12 protein-coding genes are annotated in these 16,855 nt (G+C 44.9%); 4 read left to right on the top strand and 8 right to left on the bottom strand.

Going from position 1 to position 16,855, the window contains the following annotated elements; translation table 11 throughout:
- Positions 1 to 28: 28 nt before the first annotated feature.
- The 3 genes from M4S28_RS04420 to M4S28_RS04410 all read right to left on the bottom strand — a co-directional run bounded on the left by M4S28_RS04420 (position 29) and on the right by M4S28_RS04410 (position 2,507).
- Entirely contained in the window at positions 29 to 838 is an 810-nt protein-coding gene (locus M4S28_RS04420) for a M15 family metallopeptidase (RefSeq protein WP_249632371.1), read from the bottom strand.
- Between the two features lie 99 nt (positions 839 to 937).
- Positions 938 to 1,666: a DUF429 domain-containing protein gene (locus tag M4S28_RS04415; protein ID WP_249632370.1), complete on the bottom strand. Its 729-nt coding sequence runs from the start codon at positions 1,664 to 1,666 to the stop codon at positions 938 to 940.
- Positions 1,667 to 1,712: 46 nt separating this feature from the next.
- On the bottom strand, positions 1,713 to 2,507 hold the full coding sequence (locus M4S28_RS04410; RefSeq protein ID WP_249632703.1) for a YeeE/YedE thiosulfate transporter family protein: 795 nt from the start codon (positions 2,505 to 2,507) through the stop codon (positions 1,713 to 1,715).
- Between the two features lie 255 nt (positions 2,508 to 2,762).
- Here M4S28_RS04410 and M4S28_RS04405 point away from each other — a divergent pair, with 255 nt between their 5' ends.
- The 4 genes from M4S28_RS04405 to M4S28_RS04390 all read left to right on the top strand — a co-directional run bounded on the left by M4S28_RS04405 (position 2,763) and on the right by M4S28_RS04390 (position 8,202).
- Complete coding sequence (locus M4S28_RS04405; RefSeq protein ID WP_249632369.1) at positions 2,763 to 3,701, top strand: hypothetical protein; 939 nt, start codon at positions 2,763 to 2,765, stop codon at positions 3,699 to 3,701.
- A gap of 197 nt (positions 3,702 to 3,898) precedes the next feature.
- Complete coding sequence (locus M4S28_RS04400) at positions 3,899 to 4,666, top strand: 1-acylglycerol-3-phosphate O-acyltransferase (RefSeq protein ID WP_249632368.1); 768 nt, start codon at positions 3,899 to 3,901, stop codon at positions 4,664 to 4,666.
- Positions 4,667 to 4,843: 177 nt separating this feature from the next.
- Positions 4,844 to 6,199, top strand: a complete 1,356-nt coding sequence (locus tag M4S28_RS04395) for an MBL fold metallo-hydrolase (RefSeq protein WP_249632367.1) — start codon at positions 4,844 to 4,846, stop codon at positions 6,197 to 6,199.
- 455 nt (positions 6,200 to 6,654) lie between these two features.
- Positions 6,655 to 8,202, top strand: a complete 1,548-nt coding sequence (locus M4S28_RS04390; protein WP_017079887.1) for an alanine/glycine:cation symporter family protein — start codon at positions 6,655 to 6,657, stop codon at positions 8,200 to 8,202.
- Positions 8,203 to 8,361: 159 nt separating this feature from the next.
- Here the strand turns inward: M4S28_RS04390 and M4S28_RS04385 are convergent, their stop codons facing one another.
- From M4S28_RS04385 to guaB, 5 genes are all read right to left on the bottom strand, one after another.
- Complete coding sequence (locus M4S28_RS04385) at positions 8,362 to 8,955, bottom strand: acetate uptake transporter (RefSeq protein WP_004735131.1); 594 nt, start codon at positions 8,953 to 8,955, stop codon at positions 8,362 to 8,364.
- A gap of 538 nt (positions 8,956 to 9,493) precedes the next feature.
- Positions 9,494 to 11,044 carry a Na+/H+ antiporter NhaC family protein gene (locus M4S28_RS04380; RefSeq protein WP_017087881.1) on the bottom strand — a complete coding sequence of 517 codons (1,551 nt, stop codon included), beginning with the start codon at positions 11,042 to 11,044 and terminating at the stop codon, positions 9,494 to 9,496.
- A 273-nt stretch (positions 11,045 to 11,317) separates the two neighbouring features.
- Positions 11,318 to 13,045, bottom strand: coding sequence for a chitinase (locus M4S28_RS04375; RefSeq protein ID WP_249632366.1), 1,728 nt, complete (start codon positions 13,043 to 13,045; stop codon positions 11,318 to 11,320).
- 323 nt (positions 13,046 to 13,368) lie between these two features.
- On the bottom strand, positions 13,369 to 14,922 hold the full coding sequence (gene guaA / locus M4S28_RS04370) for a glutamine-hydrolyzing GMP synthase (protein WP_017079884.1): 1,554 nt from the start codon (positions 14,920 to 14,922) through the stop codon (positions 13,369 to 13,371).
- Positions 14,923 to 15,124: 202 nt separating this feature from the next.
- Positions 15,125 to 16,588, bottom strand: a complete 1,464-nt coding sequence (guaB, locus tag M4S28_RS04365; RefSeq protein WP_004735127.1) for an IMP dehydrogenase — start codon at positions 16,586 to 16,588, stop codon at positions 15,125 to 15,127.
- Between the last annotated feature and the right edge of the window lie 267 nt (positions 16,589 to 16,855).

The following is a 16,855-nucleotide window of genomic DNA, read 5'->3' as shown; positions in this document are numbered from 1 at the left end:
ACACAAACGGTTCTAGATAAACATAGCACTAAAAAGTCCCGACTGTTTCCTTTGCACAGATAGCTCGAGCTTTTTCTGCGTCCTCACCTTTATTTTTGAGATAGCACTGTCGATAAGATTCGACGTAGCGCTCAAATAACACTTTGGCTTCAGGTTGTGGTTTAGAAAGCAGTTGGTTAACAAATTTTCTTGAGCCGACCTCAAAATGCTGAGTATCGATGGGGCTATTCCAATCCCCTCCCCAGATCATAAATCCGTGATGGGCAAACAGCTCCACCACATCTTCTGCCATGCCGCTGCGTTCTATTTCATCACGCGCACGAAAGCGAGTACGGTTCACATAACTTGTCGCAGATTGTGAAGGCTTTACCGTGATTCTTCCGTTGCTATCAAACTCTAAGAAAGGGTTTTGAACTGGGTTGATGTCGATTGCCACACCATAGGCATGTTTCGACCAACCTCCTCCGCCTGTAATAGGACGAGCGTTAAACGCACTGCTGTTGTTCGCGTCCATTGAGGCGTTATCGTCACCTCTGAATTCACGCATTAAGCGAGCAGAATGAAGAGGGAAATTGCGCTGTTTAAGATCTGAAAAGATTTGTTCAACAGCAGGCGCAATAACATCAAGCACGATCATATTACCCTGTTGCGTTTCCCCTTTGAAATTAATGAAATCGAAATCCACCTTAGATAGTCGCTCACAACCAACAGGCGCGCCACTACTCAAGACATTGTTCTTTTTCATCATGTCGCATTGCCATTGAGATATAGGGGCAACCTGGGCATAACTCGCAGCACTGAGCACAATGGCCAGCCAGCCGACAATAAAACGTTTCATATCAAAGACTCAAAAATAGTAAGAGTGAAAAGTAACAGAAGTTGGAAAATAGCATAAGTTAGAAAATAGCATATTAAGCCAAGTTGAGCGCACGCTTTGTTAGCGCGCTTTATTCCAATAGACAATCTCTCTAGCTCGTCCGTTCTGGTCGACATCAGCTTCTCCAACAACATCAGAAGGTTCAGGTAAGGTCGATAATTGCGGAGCGTAATAGGCAACCAACATAAGCACGAACGCATCATAGATATCGTCTATTGCCACGTCTTTACGCTTGGTCTTTGAAATGGCCAACGACAAGCGGTCACACCATTGAGGGGCGAGCTGCTGAATAATAGAAAGCCGTTCCTCTTTGCCTTTTTGCGTTCGTTTGGAAAACGTCAGCGGTTCGCCTTTCAAAGCTGCAAACACGACCTCAGGATGTGATTCCCTGCAGGAAAGATTGGGATGAATTTCAATGAGTTCATCAAGCTCGCGGATCTTGGGCACAATTCCCCAAGTCTGTTTAGAAAACTTCTTATCAAGCTGCTCCACATTGGCATTACATCCCGCAATGTAATCGGTTTGGTAAACCGCCTCACGACACGGCACCGGAAACACTGAAGACCCACGCTTGCTAGTGAGAAAACGCCTTGCTGCTTTGTCGCATAATCTATCCGGAGTCTGTGAATCGCTAAAACCAATCGGCATATCGATTAACGTCGTCGAACCTGCAAGTTCATCAACCAACTCATCGAGCGTGTTTACCACTTTATACGCTGGCACCGCGTTATCAGAGACAATCCAAGCGATCCAACCCGCCTTGCAGCCATCAATTCCGATGTATTTCATTGTGTTCTCAAATTACGTGCTCATGTTATTTACGTACTGTCTCTAACTATCGGCTTTGAATCAACTTAACTCCGGTGTATATGCCCACAATGATACTCAACACAGAAAAAACACCCGCCAACGACAGCACAAGCATCGCCACTAACAGTTGAGTATCGTTCCCGCCACCAGCCATTACTGCTCCAAACCCCATAAGTACACCAGCAACCAAATGTTTGCCCAATCGACGTATAGAGCTCAACCTCAAAGAAAAAGACCCAGTAAATAACGCGGCGCTGACCATGCCAACCAATAGCATGGCCATTAATATAAAACGCTCGCTGCTTGGCCAATCTTCAACTTTTCCATGCCAGAGTGAAGTACCCATTGATTTCAATAACCCACTTGGCGTCCAATGCGGTTCATACAAGAAAACAAAGCCCGCCATTAACCCAATCCCTAACATTGAGAACCATAACTTGCGATTTATCGCATTCATGAAGTAGCAACTCACCACAATAATGAACGAAATGATCCCAAGAAATGCATAACGAGAAAAATCAGATAAAACCAACCGAGAACCTTTTAACTCCGTCGGCAACACTGGAGCAAACAACAGCCAAGCAACGAACCACCCTAATATGGTCGCCAACATAACCACTTCGCCACGAGCTAAACGGCTAACCGTCGAAACTCCGCAACCACTATTAATCGCAGCTCCGATACCAAATAAAAAACCGCCGAACAATGAAAACAGGCTCGGCCAAAACGCAGTGGATAAAGTTCGTCCTTCCACAGCCGATCCCAATGCCATAAACACCCAAGCCAATGAGCCACTAAACACAATCGCGACAATCAGCATTGGTGATCCGCTTGTCGCCTCTTTAACTCCCCGAACCATGCAAAGGCCGGTAGTTTGGGCGAGGTACCCCACCAGAAAGATGCAGAGCAAAGCGAGAATAAACAACATACATAGCCTCCGAATTGCGTTGATTTTATTATTGTCGTTGGTTAAATGTAGTCAGAACATCCAATAACAGCGTGCAAGGACAAGTCCGAACAGGGATAATTGTTTTGATAATTAACCACCCTCAAGCACCCAGCCGATAAAAGACTAATGACCACATACTCGTATATAGACATCCCATTTAACCTGCGCCACACCTGTTGGTTTTGTGGTGAACCTTCCAATGATGTTGTTGAATTCCCTAAGACTGCACAGGCTATTGCCAAGATAGACTATTCGCCGATTGCTCTGCCTGCTTGTAAGGAGTGCGCGAGTGTTAGGTATGCAAAAGATCTAACTTCGATTTGGGCTGTGCGCGATCAGATAAAACACGCACTCATCGATAAGTACGCAAAGCACCTAGGCATCGGTGAGAACTGGACGGAGCAAGAGCTTATTGATTCAGATTTCTCGGGCTCGACACTTGGCGGGTTTGGGCGCAGTGCTTGGAAGATGTATCAAATAGCCAAACAGCGAATCGACTATAAAGGTTGGCCTTTGTCCGTTGATGACATTGTAATAGAGGTCTACGACGAAACCAGTGGCTTTGAATTCGACGGTACTCGCTATGCTTCAATCAATTCATGTATCGATTATTTCACTAAGGCTGCGGGCGTAGACAAAGAGCTGCTATCGCAACTTGTCGACGTAGTTTCAACAGACCGTTTTAGCTACGCACTACGAATCGCCAAGCTAAACAAGAATGTCTCTAATACCAAACGCTCAGAGATCGTCGAAGAGGTGTTACAGCAAGAGTCTGAGCAAGAAGAGATACTGCTTGAACAAGCCAACTCACTGTTCAACCCGAATGTCGAAAAGGTCAGCATTTCAGGTTCAACGGCTCCGGTGTTCGCTATTCAATGGGCAATGATGAATAACGTTAAAGATTTAGCTCACCTTTGCGCGCTCGAGGATGATTATTTTGACTATTTCGAGCATCTTGGTGGCCCTGCGGCTTTCATGTCTTATAACGGCCTACAACTCTATTTAGAGTCGCGTCAAGATCCTGAATGGGTAGAAAAATCGGACCCAAATAAACAATATTGGTGATCATTAACCATTACTGGTGAACACGTGTAAGCTCGATAAGTGTGTCAAACATCTATTGTTAGTCTTTGTTTTATATAAAGATCTAAAAATTACCACCTATAACAGTTAATTGTTGCAATTTGGTTAAATAGAGTGAAAACTTCAAGCATCTAAAACTATTTAATCACTGCAATCTTGCGGTGAGTAAGGAGTGAATTGTGCTTGCTGTTCTTCGTATTATTTTGGCTACGGTGTTTATTATTTTCACCACCCTCTGTGCTTTTGTTTACTGCTTGTTTAGCCCCAAGAACCCCAAGCATGTTTACGTTTTCTGTCGTTGGTTCAACCAGCTACAAAAGATCGTCGGTGTAAAACTGGTGCAGCGCGGCCTAGACAATGCGCCGACATCAGAAAAAAGCGTCTACATCTCTAACCACCAAAGCATATTAGACTTTGTGACTGACCCTGGGATGCTAAGGCCTCGTACCGTTTCTTTAGGCAAGCGCGATTTGTTGTATGTGCCTTTCTTTGGTCTGCTGTATTGGATCACAGGTAACATCATGATTAACCGCGAAGATAAATCCAAAGCACGCGATACGATCAAGCAAGTGGCAGAAGCCATTCATCAGCGAGATCTGTCTGTTTGGGTTTACCCTGAAGGAACGCGCAGCAAAGGGCGTGGACTACTGCCATTCAAAACGGGCGCTTTTCGAATGGCGATTGAAGCTGGCGTACCTATCACCCCGATGTGTACCAGCACCACACACAATAAGATTGACCTCAACCGAGTTAATAATGGCATTGTGATCACCGAGATGCTTGAACCTATCGATGTGTCTGGATACAAGATCAGCGACGCTAGAGAACTGGCCAATCGCTGTCACGCAATCATGGCAGAAAAAATAGCAGAGCTTGATGACGAAGTGGCTCGTTTAGAAGCACAGCAAAATCCAGAGCTGGATTCAGACCGTTCTTCTACGAACTAACAAGGTAGTCACAGAGAGAACAAGAGCTAACTCGCAACGAACACACTGAGTCATCGCTCAATTACTTTAAAAGACACTCAACGATCGCAACTCTCATTGTTCTTGTTTTACATGCCGGCGCTTATCCGCAAAATAAAAACAGGCGTTAATGGCTTTAAAGAGCAATGGGAGTAAACGATGGAAGTGATTCACCATGGCGGAAAACATACTGTCACAGGATCTTGTCACGAACTAAGAGATTCAGGCCAAGCGGTGCTCATCGATTGTGGCTTGTTTCAAGGTAAAGAGTCCCAAGGTTCGGATGCACGTTCTCTTGATATTGAATTTGAAACTTCCCACCTCAACGCTCTGCTGCTGACCCATACCCACATTGATCATATTGGCCGATTACCTTGGTTACTCGCCAGTGGATTTAACCAACCTATTTATTGCACGCAAGCCACCGCCGAACTCGCTCCTTTAATGATTGAGGATGGGTTAAAACTACAAGGGCTCAGCAATAAACAATCGAAGCTGATACTCAAAAAGATTCATTCGTTGATAGCTCCCAAGCCTTACGGGGAATGGTTTCCCATCACGTCCACACAGCAAAACAACGGAAAGGATCACCATAGGCCAAATACTCTGTATGCCCGTTTTCAACCTGCAGGGCATATCTTAGGTTCGGCCTATATAGAGATTAAGTTATCAAGCCAAGAAGTAGTTGTGTTTTCTGGCGACTTAGGCCCAAGTAACACACCACTGCTGCCGGATCCTCAGCCACCACAGCAAGCCGATTATCTGTTTATCGAATCCACTTATGGCACCAGTACACATGATGATATTGCTACGCGATCTGAGCGTCTCAAGGCCATTATTGATCGTTCACTACTTGATGGTGGCGTTATTCTAATCCCAGCTTTTAGTATCGGCAGAACACAAGAACTGTTGTTTGATATCGAACACCTGATCTTTGAGCATCAACTCAGTAGCGATATTCCTATTATTCTCGACTCACCTATGGCTCAGAAAGTGACGCGTTCATACCGACGCTTTAAAGAGTTGTGGGGACAAGAAGCAAAGCAGCGTCTTGAACTGAAACGCCACCCACTCGCTTTTGAGCAATGCATTACTGTTGATGGGCATAGAATGCACAAGAAAATCGTTAACCGCCTCAAGTCGACAGGTGAACCCGCGATTGTGGTTGCAGCTTCTGGGATGTGTCAGGGCGGCAGGATCATGAACTACTTATCGGCTTTGCTTCCAGATAAACGCACCGATGTCATTTTAGCGGGCTATCAAGCGCACGGAACGCTCGGGCGAGAACTGCAACAAGGCGAAATGCAGGTTTCTATTGATAACAAAGACGTTGAGGTCAATGCTCAAATTCATGGCATGTCTGGCTACTCGGCTCATGCCGATAAAGAGGATCTCTACCGATTTATAGAAGGCATCGCGACACCACCGAAAGAGGTGCATTTGATTCACGGTGAGCCAAATACTCAGTCTGAGTTCGCTCAAGAACTAGAGGAGCGAGGGTTTGTGGTTGTTTGAAACACGTATCAAACTAGCCACTTTCACTCAGTAAACATGAAGGCCAGAATTCTCGAGCCTTCAAATGCACAGTTTCTTAGGCCTGCGAGATCACTCTATGCAGGTGATATATTCCAATCAAATCCATCTCACCACTCATATATCAGCCGTTCATGCTAAGCGATTTAAACCGCTGTTTCTCTCGATTTTGTCTCTTCTGCATGGCTCAAATTTCTATTTTTGTATTAATCACTATTTATTCACTCTGCAAAACGCCAACAAATACATGCAGTTGCATATTAAGTTAAATAGAACGATTATCGAATTAGAACTAAGCGTTAACAAACCCCCTCTGTAACTTGCTTTATGTCACAGTAATCCTAATGCGCAGTTAAATAATTTAACACTTGGGTTACAAGTGAAGTATTGTGTTGTTCGAAAAACAATCATAAGTAAAACTAACAGGGAAAATACTCATGCAGTCATTCGTTGATTTTTTGAATGGAATAATCTGGAGCCCAGTACTTATCTACCTATGTTTAGGTGCAGGTCTGTTCTACTCCATCATGACTCGATTTGTTCAAATCCGTCACTTCTTTGAAATGTGGCGCTTGCTACTATCAGGTAAAAGCTCTGCAAAAGGCATCTCGTCTTTCCAAGCTCTTGCCGTTTCGCTATCTGGCCGTGTAGGTACAGGTAACATTGCTGGTGTTGCTGCCGCTATCGGTTTCGGTGGCCCAGGTGCAGTATTCTGGATGTGGGTTGTAGCCTTCTTTGGCGCCGCGACTGCTTACGCAGAATCTACGCTAGCGCAAATCTACAAAGAAGAAGACGAAGGCCAGTTCCGTGGCGGTCCGGCTTACTACATTGAAAAAGCAATGGGTCAAAAGTGGTACGCATGGATCTTCGCTATCTCGACTATTTTTGCATGTGGTATTTTGCTTCCAGGTGTTCAGTCAAACAGTATTGGTAATGCTGTAGAAGCTGCATTTGGCTCAGGTGATATGATTGAAACAGCTATCGGTACATTCAGTTTCGCTAAAATTTTTACTGGTACTGTTGTTGCTATCATCCTTGCTTTCATCATCTTTGGTGGTGTTAAACGTATTGCGAACTTCACACAAATTGTTGTTCCATTCATGGCATTGGCTTACATCATTATCGCGTTCGTTATCATCTTGCTAAACATCGGCCAAGTGCCCGCTGTTTTCGGAATGATTCTTGGCGATGCATTCACACCTATGGCGGGCTTTGGTGCTGCAATTGGTTGGGGTGTTAAGCGTGGTGTTTACTCAAACGAAGCAGGTCAAGGTACTGGTCCTCACGCGGCAGCTGCGGCAAATGTCGATCACCCAGCTCAGCAAGGTTTGGTACAAGCGTTTTCTATCTACATCGATACACTTCTAGTATGTTCTGCTACAGCGTTCATGATCATCATCACTGGTGCTTACAACGTTCACGGCGGCGCTGAAGGTGTGTTCCTTGTTCAGAACCTAGCAGCAAACATTGGTGCGAATGGTCCTGTATTTACACAGCTTGCTATTGAAAGTGCACTACCAGGCATTGGTAAGCCATTCATCGCATTTGCTCTGTTCTTCTTCGCATTTACAACGATTCTTGCTTACTACTACATCGCAGAAACAAATATTGCTTACCTACGTCGTACCATCAAGATCCCTGGCATGATGTTCGTACTTAAGCTTGTTCTTATCACTGCGGTTTTCTATGGCACAGTCAAAACAGCTAACCTTGCATGGGCAATGGGTGATGTTGGTGTTGGCTTGATGGCATGGTTAAACATCGTAGGTATTCTGATCATCTTCTTCATGTCTAAGCCTGCGCTTAAAGCTCTAGCAGACTACGAAGAACAGCAGAAACAAGGCGTAACTGAGTACACATTCAACCCTATAAAACTAGGCATTAAAGGTGCTACTTACTGGGAAGAGAAGTACAAGCGTAAAACAGGCAAGTCTCCTGAAGCAGAAGCTGCAGACACTAAACCTGTAGAGCAACCTTCAGCTTAAGATTACCTTAACAAATAGATTGCTTTAATAAATAGATCGCTTTAACTCGCGCTATTAATAACGCATAAAAAAGGGGTTAGCCATTTCGGCTAACCCCTTTTGTTTTATTCATAACCAATAAACGGCTTATAACAAACTAACTGTTCCCAAGTTAGAGCATTAAGCAGCGATTTCTTGTGTTGCCATTTGAGGTGCTTTCTTCTCACCAACAGGCAGTACTGTGCGGCCGTATTCGTTGTTGATTACTTGTGCCATAGCAAAGTAGATAGCTGAAGCGCCACAGAAGATACCTTCAAAACCAGCGATAGTGCCGATTAGTTCGCTGCCAGTGAAATCACGAGCTGCAAGTAGGAAGAACAAGATAGTTAGTGAACCGAATACTACTTGCTTCGCAACTGGGTAGCATAGAGAACCGATGAACATGAAGCCAGTGAAGATGCCCCATAGTAATAGGTACCAACCCATGAATGCAGCTGGGCTTGCTGGTAGGCCCATGTATGGCATTACAATTAGACCAACCAAAGACAACCAGAATAGGCCGTAAGAAGTAAATGCAGTTGTACCGAACGTGTCACCACGTTTGAAACACATTGTGCCCACGATAACTTGGCTCAAACCACCGTAAAAAATACCCATCGCAAGGATCATTGAATCCATTGGGAAGAAACCTGCGTTGTGGATATTAAGAAGAATAGTGGTCATACCGAAACCCATTAAGCCTAGTGGCGCTGGGTTAGCTAGTTTGGTCGACATTGCGAATTTACCTTATTAAAGTGGTTGATTAAAAAAAATCGATAAAATTTGTAAGAAAATTTTAATCTATAAACCGCTCAACTAGGTAATCCAGTTATCGCAAACTAAGATTGTGTAAATGATCCTATGGAAAATTAGTTTCATAACAACGCTAATTAATTCACAGGAACTATAAGTGAACGAATTCCCTATCACGTATCAACTCATTAGGTCGTCATTCCAGAATCGAGGAACGAGATATCTGGAATCTCTTCTTAGACATAAACACCGACGATAAACGCCAGAGATTCCCTATCACGTTCGTTCCTCACTGTAGGGAATGACGAGGTTTGCTTAGATACGAGTAAAAGAGATGCGGGTAACGAGATTCGGGATGCGAAAAGAGTCTTTAGATTTGAGTAAGCGCCCCTTAATAGCAAACGTAGGTAACAGAGGGCGAGCTTTTCTTTACTCGTATCCCGCATCTATTCATTAGATCGTCATTCCAGAATCGAGGGACGAGATATCTGGAATCTCATCCCTCGTTTGTAATCTTAAATTACGCTTGTTGTGGTTTAGATTCAGACACTTGAGATTGAACTTCTGAAGAAGCGTTTTTACTCGCATCTCGTTTAGCTAACAGAGTCACAAGGATAAGCTGAGCAACAAGAGCGCCCAACACAACCCATGAACTTCCAGTAAAGCCTGCCACTACAAAACTAACCAAAGCGATAGAGCCGTTCATCAACGCATAGGGAAGCTGTGTCTTAAAGTGTTCAAACTGGTCACACCCTGCCCCGGTTGAAGAAAGAATCGTTGTTTCAGAGATCGGTGAGCAATGGTCACCAAACAAACCACCAGACAACACAGCGCCAATTGCGACGAGTAGCGGTGCATCAATAGCAATCGCGGTTGGAATAACCAATGGCATCATTATCGCGAAGGTTCCCCACGACGATCCTGTTGCGAATGAAATAATCGCCGACAACAAAAAAGCGACCGCTGGTACTAACCAGTATGGAAAACCACTCTGTGCTTGCTCGGCAATATAAGCGGCTGCGCCCAACTCTTTACCGACTGTGCTTAACGCCCATGCCAATACTAAGATGATTGCTACGGGCATCATGTTTCCCATGCCTTTTAAATACACTGAAACACCATCAGACAGCTTTCTTACACCGTAGTAAGCCATTAGCGAGATTAAGGTAATCGCGGCAAAGAAGTAAGCCGATGATAATGCCGCTCTGAACGATGAACCCGCGACCTTTTGGAACGGGAAGCCTTGAGGAACTAACATCGCACACAACACCACCAGCATCACTAACAATGGTGCCCAGACAAAAGATGCCTTTGCATTTTTATGCGAGAACGGATTTAGTGATTCGTTATTCACGCCAGAGTTAATTCCCGCTTGGCAATCACGCTCGGCTTTTGCCATTGGCCCAAAGTCTAAACCTTTAACGGACACTAACGGGACGATGAAAATCGCGAGGAATGCGTAGAACTGAAAAGGAATCGCACCGATGAAGGCATCCCAATCAGACATGTTGACATTCAACGCAGTAAATTCTTTCTGGATAAGACTCATGATGTAAACGCCCCATCCAATGAAAGGGATAAGAATAGCGACGGGCGACGAGGTTGAGTCGATGATGAATGCTAGCTTCTGTCTTGAGAGTTTCAGTTTATCGAAAAGGGGGCGAAAAACAGGGCCAACAATTAAAGGGGTGCCTAAGTCTGAGAAAAATATCACGATTCCACCCAACCATGCTGAGATTTGAGCTTGGCATTTGTTGCTTACCCATTGAGTAACACGTTTTGCAAACGCCACACCACCACCCGACTTCTCCATCAAAGCGACAAAGCCACCGATGAACACCAACAGCATGATCACACCTGCGTTATAGCTGTCGGTAAGTTGAGGGACTAAGTAACCTTTCACCATGGTACCAAACGTATCAAGCGGGTTAAGTTCGCTAAACATACCAGTGAGCATTGCCACACCACTCAGCACGCCTGCAAATAGGCCTATCACTACATTCCTTGTCGCCAACGACAACACCAAAGTAATCACAATGGGGATGAGTGACGTGATATCTGTCTGTTCCATAGGTACACCTTAACCCTAAAATAAAAGAATAAATATAAATTAAATTTGAATATAAATTCACAATCACCATTTGTACAGAACTTTATCCTCTAACTGGATAATTAGTCTTTAAATGCGCTTCAACATAGCCAAATAGACCAACAGCCCTCCTTAGATAGCCAAGTTCGAAACGAAAAAAAGCCGAAAGTAGAAACTTTCGGCTTTTGATTATTTATATCATTATGGTCGTACTACTGAACTCGTCGGTTAGACCGCTTTTCAGTATTAAAACGATCAATTACAGCTAATTTCATCCCAGAACCAGTTCGATTGAACAGGGCTTTCCCAAACACCAGGACCATTTTTAGCTACGAAGCACTTGCCGTTATGTGTCACCTTATCGCCATTGCTTACTTGGCTAACGCCCGCTTGCCACGTAATAAACACGGAAGGATCGACAACAACGGGTGGCTCAGTAACAGGCGGTTCTGTGATTGGTGGGTCAACAGGTGTTGGGTCTACCGGAGCAGGATCGACAGGTCCGGGGTCAACTGGCGGTGGATCTGTCACTACGGGTGGTGTTGGCTCACCCGCTACTAATTTCCAAGGGCCGCCATTGGCAGGGTCATCCCCTTGTGTCCACCATTTCGCTTCGTAGGTTGCATCGTTGTGAGTAACTTGGTCGCCCGCGTTGTAAACCTTGGTCGCACTCCAACCGTTACCACCCGGATCAGTCCCAGGGTCTACCGGATCAAGCTTATCGACCACTTTTACTTCAGGCCAGCTCGCATGAGACCCATAAAAGTTGGTCACACACTTCTCGTAATCTCCAGCAACCAAGGCTGAGTATGCAGTTTGGAAACCAACCAACTCACATTCAAATGAGTATCCTTCAGGACGGTCTGCGTAGTATTTCCAGTTGCCATCCCAGTTAGTGTACAACACATCAGTTGCGCCGTTGAGGTTCAAACTTCCATAAGGCGTTTGTTGCCAACAAGTATTGGCTTCATCCGCCTCTACAGGAATTTGATAGTGCGCCGCTAGCCCTTCCCAGTAACGAATACGGTTAACTGGCTGGCCTTTGTCTTTATTTTGCTCACCACACTCGATACCGCCATTAATCACGTTGATCGTGGTACCAAATCCATAGCCAATTCCTGCATCCAATTCGCGCTGAGAGGGTGTCCAAGTACGGTCAATAACATGCAGCATGGCTGGTTTAGGTGCTTGAGGAGTAAGGAAGAACCAGATAGCAGAAGCCAAGTTCAACCAAGAATCCGCCACTAAACCCGGATTATTCAATAGAACCGTCGCATCACCATCAAACATCACTTCCGAGAACGCGCCGTAGTTAAAATGGTAAGAAAGCTGTTTAGCACCACGTCCGAAGTAACCCTGCCCCGCGGCACATGGCCAACGTGCATTCTGCCAATCGTTCTGACCACAACCCGTGGTATAACCTTCTTGGCCTTCAGACCAACCCATTTCACGAACGTGCACCAGCGCTTGCTGCCACTCTTCTAGAGCTAATGGGTTATCAGAGGTGTTCTCTATCGCGATGTGACCGCCCGTCTCTTGTGAGAAATGAGCAAAGGCCGTAATGATGGACTTTTTACAAATGGCGTCGGAGTCACGGCCGTCGGTGTACTCTCCACAGAAGGCTGGGAATTTGCCAATCGCACGTAAGAAGCGAGTGTAAGTATATTCTGGCGCTGCCATCTGAGTGAGGAAATCCCATTCAGATTGGGGGAATACACGCTCGACTCGTTTCACGTTTTCAGGATTCGAGGCTAAGCCCGGTTCTATCGCTTCAACAATACTATTGGGACGAGTCTGTAATGCTTGTGACCAGATCGCATACATAGGATCGGATGTTTTCGCTTGTTCAGCAGCTTGTAGGGCCGACTTTTCAACAAGGTAACCATTCGGGTTTTGCGGATCAGGTTGGATGTTCAAAGACGCATAACTTTGCGCTGCCAATGTGCAGCCGAGCACTGTCGCCAAATATTTGATTTTTAACATGATGGATTCTCTTATCTGTCCTTAATAAGTCCATCAAAGAGTATGCTTCACATGTGAAATGGCCTAGCTGTAGCGGTATGAATTTATAAAAAGTGCGAGTGATCTTTTTGATATATAGCTCAACACAACAAAGCGTCTCATGGTTTCTTGAGCTGATATCTAGTTTCCAACTGATTTGGTGTTTAGTTGTCAGCTATAAGCTTTTAATACCCTGAGTCAGAAATAAAAAAGCCCCGAACTGAGTTCGAGGCTTTTAATAACTAAGTCAAATCATGGCTAAGTCAAATAATAGTTAAATCAAAACTGGTTAAATCTCTAAGAGATTATTCCCACTCGATAGTTGCTGGTGGCTTACCAGAAATATCGTAAACAACACGTGAAATGCCGTTAACTTCGTTGATAATACGGTTAGAAACCTTACCTAGGAAGTCGTATGGTAGGTGTGCCCAGTGAGCAGTCATGAAGTCGATAGTTTCTACAGCACGTAGAGATACAACCCAATCGTACTTACGGCCATCGCCCATTACGCCAACTGAACGTACTGGTAGGAATACCGTGAATGCTTGAGATACTTTGTGGTAAAGGTCAGCAGCGTGAAGCTCTTCAATGAAGATAGCATCAGCGCGACGCAGTAAATCACAGTACTCTTTCTTCACTTCGCCAAGTACACGAACACCTAGGCCTGGACCCGGGAATGGGTGGCGGTAAAGCATGTTGTATGGAAGACCAAGCTCTAGGCCGATCTTACGTACTTCATCTTTAAACAGCTCACGTAGAGGCTCAACAAGGCCCATTTCCATATCATCAGGAAGGCCACCAACGTTGTGGTGAGATTTGATTACGTGTGCTTTGCCAGTCTTAGATGCTGCAGACTCGATGACGTCTGGGTAGATAGTACCCTGAGCAAGCCATTTAGCATTCTTCAGTTTCTTAGACTCTTCGTCGAAGATATCTACGAATACGTGACCGATGATCTTACGTTTCGCTTCTGGTTCAGCTTCACCTTCCAGAGCGTTAAGGAAACGTTCTTCAGCATCAACTTTAATGATGTTAAGGCCGAATTTGTCACCAAACATGTCCATAACCTGCTCGCCTTCGTTTAAACGAAGAAGGCCGTTATCAACAAATACACATGTTAGTTTGTCGCCGATAGCACGGTGAGCAAGCATCGCTACTACTGATGAATCAACACCACCAGAAAGACCAAGGATAACTTCGTCGTCACCTACTTGTTCTTTAATGCGTGCAACTGCATCTTCAATGATAGACGCTGAAGTCCACAGACCTTCACAACCACACGCGTTAAGAACGAAGTTCTCAAGCATTTTTAGGCCGTTTTTAGTGTGTGTTACTTCTGGGTGGAATTGAACACCGTAGTATTTCTTATCTTCGTTTGCCATTGCTGCGTATGGGCAAGTGTCTGTCTCTGCGATTTTTGTAAAATCAGCAGGGATTTCAACCACTTTGTCACCGTGGCTCATCCAAACATCTTGAGTCGTCTCAAGGTCAGCGAAAAGTGCAGATTCACCCGTTACTTGTACCGCTGCGTAGCCGAACTCGCGCTCAGTAGACGTTGCTACTTTACCGCCAAGTTGCTCAGCCATAGTTTGCATGCCGTAGCAGATACCGAAGACAGGAACACCTGAATCAAATACGTACTGAGGTGCACGTGGAGAATTCTCTTCCGTTACACTTTCAGGGCCACCAGATAGGATGATACCGTCTGGATTGAATTCACGAATATCCGCTTCTTCTACGTCCCAGCTCCAAAGTTCACAGTAAACACCGATCTCACGAATACGACGAGCTACTAGCTGTGTGTATTGAGAACCGAAGTCCAGAATTAGAATACGTTGGTCATGAATATTTTTAGTCATTGTAAGCAGTCTTATTGGCTATGTGATAAAACGGAGGCGAGTTTACTCACCTCTGATTAACTCTTCAAGAAATAAAGCAAACGTTTTCGTTAGATATCTTTAACCACGTGTTTTGAGAAAATCGGACTTTTAACAAAACAAACGGTAGATAAAATAATGTGCCGACTAAATCAGCACATTATTCAAACGTTTGGACGTATTATTAACCTAAACGGTAGTTAGGTGCTTCTTTCGTGATTTGAACATCGTGTACGTGAGATTCTTTCATGCCCGCACCAGAGATACGAACAAACTCAGCTTTAGTACGCATATCTTCAACAGTTGCAGAACCCGTTAGGCCCATGCTTGAGCGTAGACCGCCCATCTGTTGGTGAACGATCTCTTTTAGACGACCTTTGTATGCGATACGACCTTCAATACCTTCTGGAACAAGCTTGTCTGCAGCATTGTCAGATTGGAAGTAACGGTCAGAAGAACCTTGAGACATAGCGCCAAGAGAACCCATACCACGGTAAGACTTGTAAGAACGACCGTTATAAAGGATAACTTCACCCGGTGCTTCTTCAGTACCCGCGAACATTGAACCAACCATCACACAAGATGCGCCAGCAACGATAGCTTTACAGATATCGCCAGAGAAGCGAATGCCGCCATCTGCGATTACTGGAATACCGTATTCGTTAGCCACTTCAGCTGCGTCTGCGATTGCTGTTACTTGAGGAACACCAACACCAGTAACGATACGAGTCGTACAGATTGAACCCGGGCCGATACCTACTTTAACCGCACTAACACCCGCTTCGATAAGAGCACGAGCGCCAGCGCCAGTTGCTACGTTACCACCGATGATTTGTAGATCAGGGTATGCAGCACGCGTATCACGGATACGGTTAAGTACGCCTTCAGAGTGACCGTGTGAAGAGTCGATAAGTAGAACGTCTACGCCAGCTTCAACAAGAGCAGCAACGCGCTCTTCGTTACCAGCACCAGCACCAACAGCTGCACCTACACGTAGGCTGCCGCGCTCATCTTTACAAGCGTTTGGTTTACGTTCTGCTTTATGGAAATCTTTTGCAGTGATCATTCCCGTTAGTTGGAAGTCATCATTTACAACAAGAACTTTTTCAACGCGCGCTTCGTGCATTTTCTCTTGAACTTCTTCACGAGTTGCACCTTCTTTAACAGAAGCAAGGCGAGCTTTAGGCGTCATTACTACATCAACTTTCTTAGAAAGGTCAGTCACAAAGCGAACGTCACGGCCAGTAATAATACCAACAAGTTCGTTTGTTTCAGTAACAACAGGGAAACCGGCAAAGCCGTGTTTTTGAGTAAGGGCTACAACATCAGCGATTGTCGCATCAGGGTTTACAGTAACAGGGTGAGAAACCACACCTGCTTCGTAAATTTTAACCTGGCGAACCATTTCAGCTTGCTGTTCAATAGACATGTTCTTATGAATGAAGCCTATTCCGCCTTCTTGTGCCAGTGCAATCGCTAGGCGAGCTTCTGTCACAGTATCCATAGATGCAGAGATCATTGGGATGTTTAGGGAAATATTCTTCGTCAGCTGAGTGCGAAGATCAGCTGTATTAGGGAGAACGGTGGAGTGTGCTGGCACTAGCAGTACGTCGTCGAATGTCAGCGCTTCTTTGGCAATTCTTAGCATTTGCAATATCTCACAATAATAGGAGTAAAAAGAAACAATCCAATCTCATCGTTTCGCCTAATGAGGGCAGCCAATTAAGGAAAATCAAACTGCATTTGGATTAGATATTGCGGACGGATTATACGGCCAACGAAATCGCTTGGCTACACATTTTTGTATTTTTAATTTGCATTTACCCCCTTGCTATGTATTATATTGCCGCTATCTTCCATACTCACGCCCTGTGAGATTCCAAGAAAGACCTTCCTTCAAGGAAAGATAGTGCTT

Origin of the sequence: Vibrio sp. J383 (genome assembly GCF_023503985.1) — a bacterium.
GTDB classification, from domain to species: domain Bacteria; phylum Pseudomonadota; class Gammaproteobacteria; order Enterobacterales; family Vibrionaceae; genus Vibrio; species Vibrio splendidus.
The sequence above is the reverse complement of the archived record's forward strand: the minus strand, read 5'-3'. Positions and strand labels throughout refer to the sequence as shown.

What these genes read in the sequence shown, in the direction of transcription:
- M4S28_RS04420 (WP_249632371.1), bottom strand. Translation starts at nt 838, where the DNA reads ATGAAACGTTTTATTGTCGGCTGGCTGGCCATTGTGCTCAGTGCTGCG.
- M4S28_RS04415 (WP_249632370.1), bottom strand. Translation starts at nt 1,666, where the DNA reads ATGAAATACATCGGAATTGATGGCTGCAAGGCGGGTTGGATCGCTTGG.
- M4S28_RS04410 (WP_249632703.1), bottom strand. Translation starts at nt 2,507, where the DNA reads ATGCTGATTGTCGCGATTGTGTTTAGTGGCTCATTGGCTTGGGTGTTT.
- M4S28_RS04405 (WP_249632369.1), top strand. Translation starts at nt 2,763, where the DNA reads ATGACCACATACTCGTATATAGACATCCCATTTAACCTGCGCCACACC.
- M4S28_RS04395 (WP_249632367.1), top strand. Translation starts at nt 4,844, where the DNA reads ATGGAAGTGATTCACCATGGCGGAAAACATACTGTCACAGGATCTTGT.
- M4S28_RS04390 (WP_017079887.1), top strand. Translation starts at nt 6,655, where the DNA reads ATGCAGTCATTCGTTGATTTTTTGAATGGAATAATCTGGAGCCCAGTA.
- M4S28_RS04385 (WP_004735131.1), bottom strand. Translation starts at nt 8,955, where the DNA reads ATGTCGACCAAACTAGCTAACCCAGCGCCACTAGGCTTAATGGGTTTC.
- M4S28_RS04380 (WP_017087881.1), bottom strand. Translation starts at nt 11,044, where the DNA reads ATGGAACAGACAGATATCACGTCACTCATCCCCATTGTGATTACTTTG.
- M4S28_RS04375 (WP_249632366.1), bottom strand. Translation starts at nt 13,045, where the DNA reads ATGTTAAAAATCAAATATTTGGCGACAGTGCTCGGCTGCACATTGGCA.
- guaA (WP_017079884.1), bottom strand. Translation starts at nt 14,922, where the DNA reads ATGACTAAAAATATTCATGACCAACGTATTCTAATTCTGGACTTCGGT.
- guaB (WP_004735127.1), bottom strand. Translation starts at nt 16,588, where the DNA reads ATGCTAAGAATTGCCAAAGAAGCGCTGACATTCGACGACGTACTGCTA.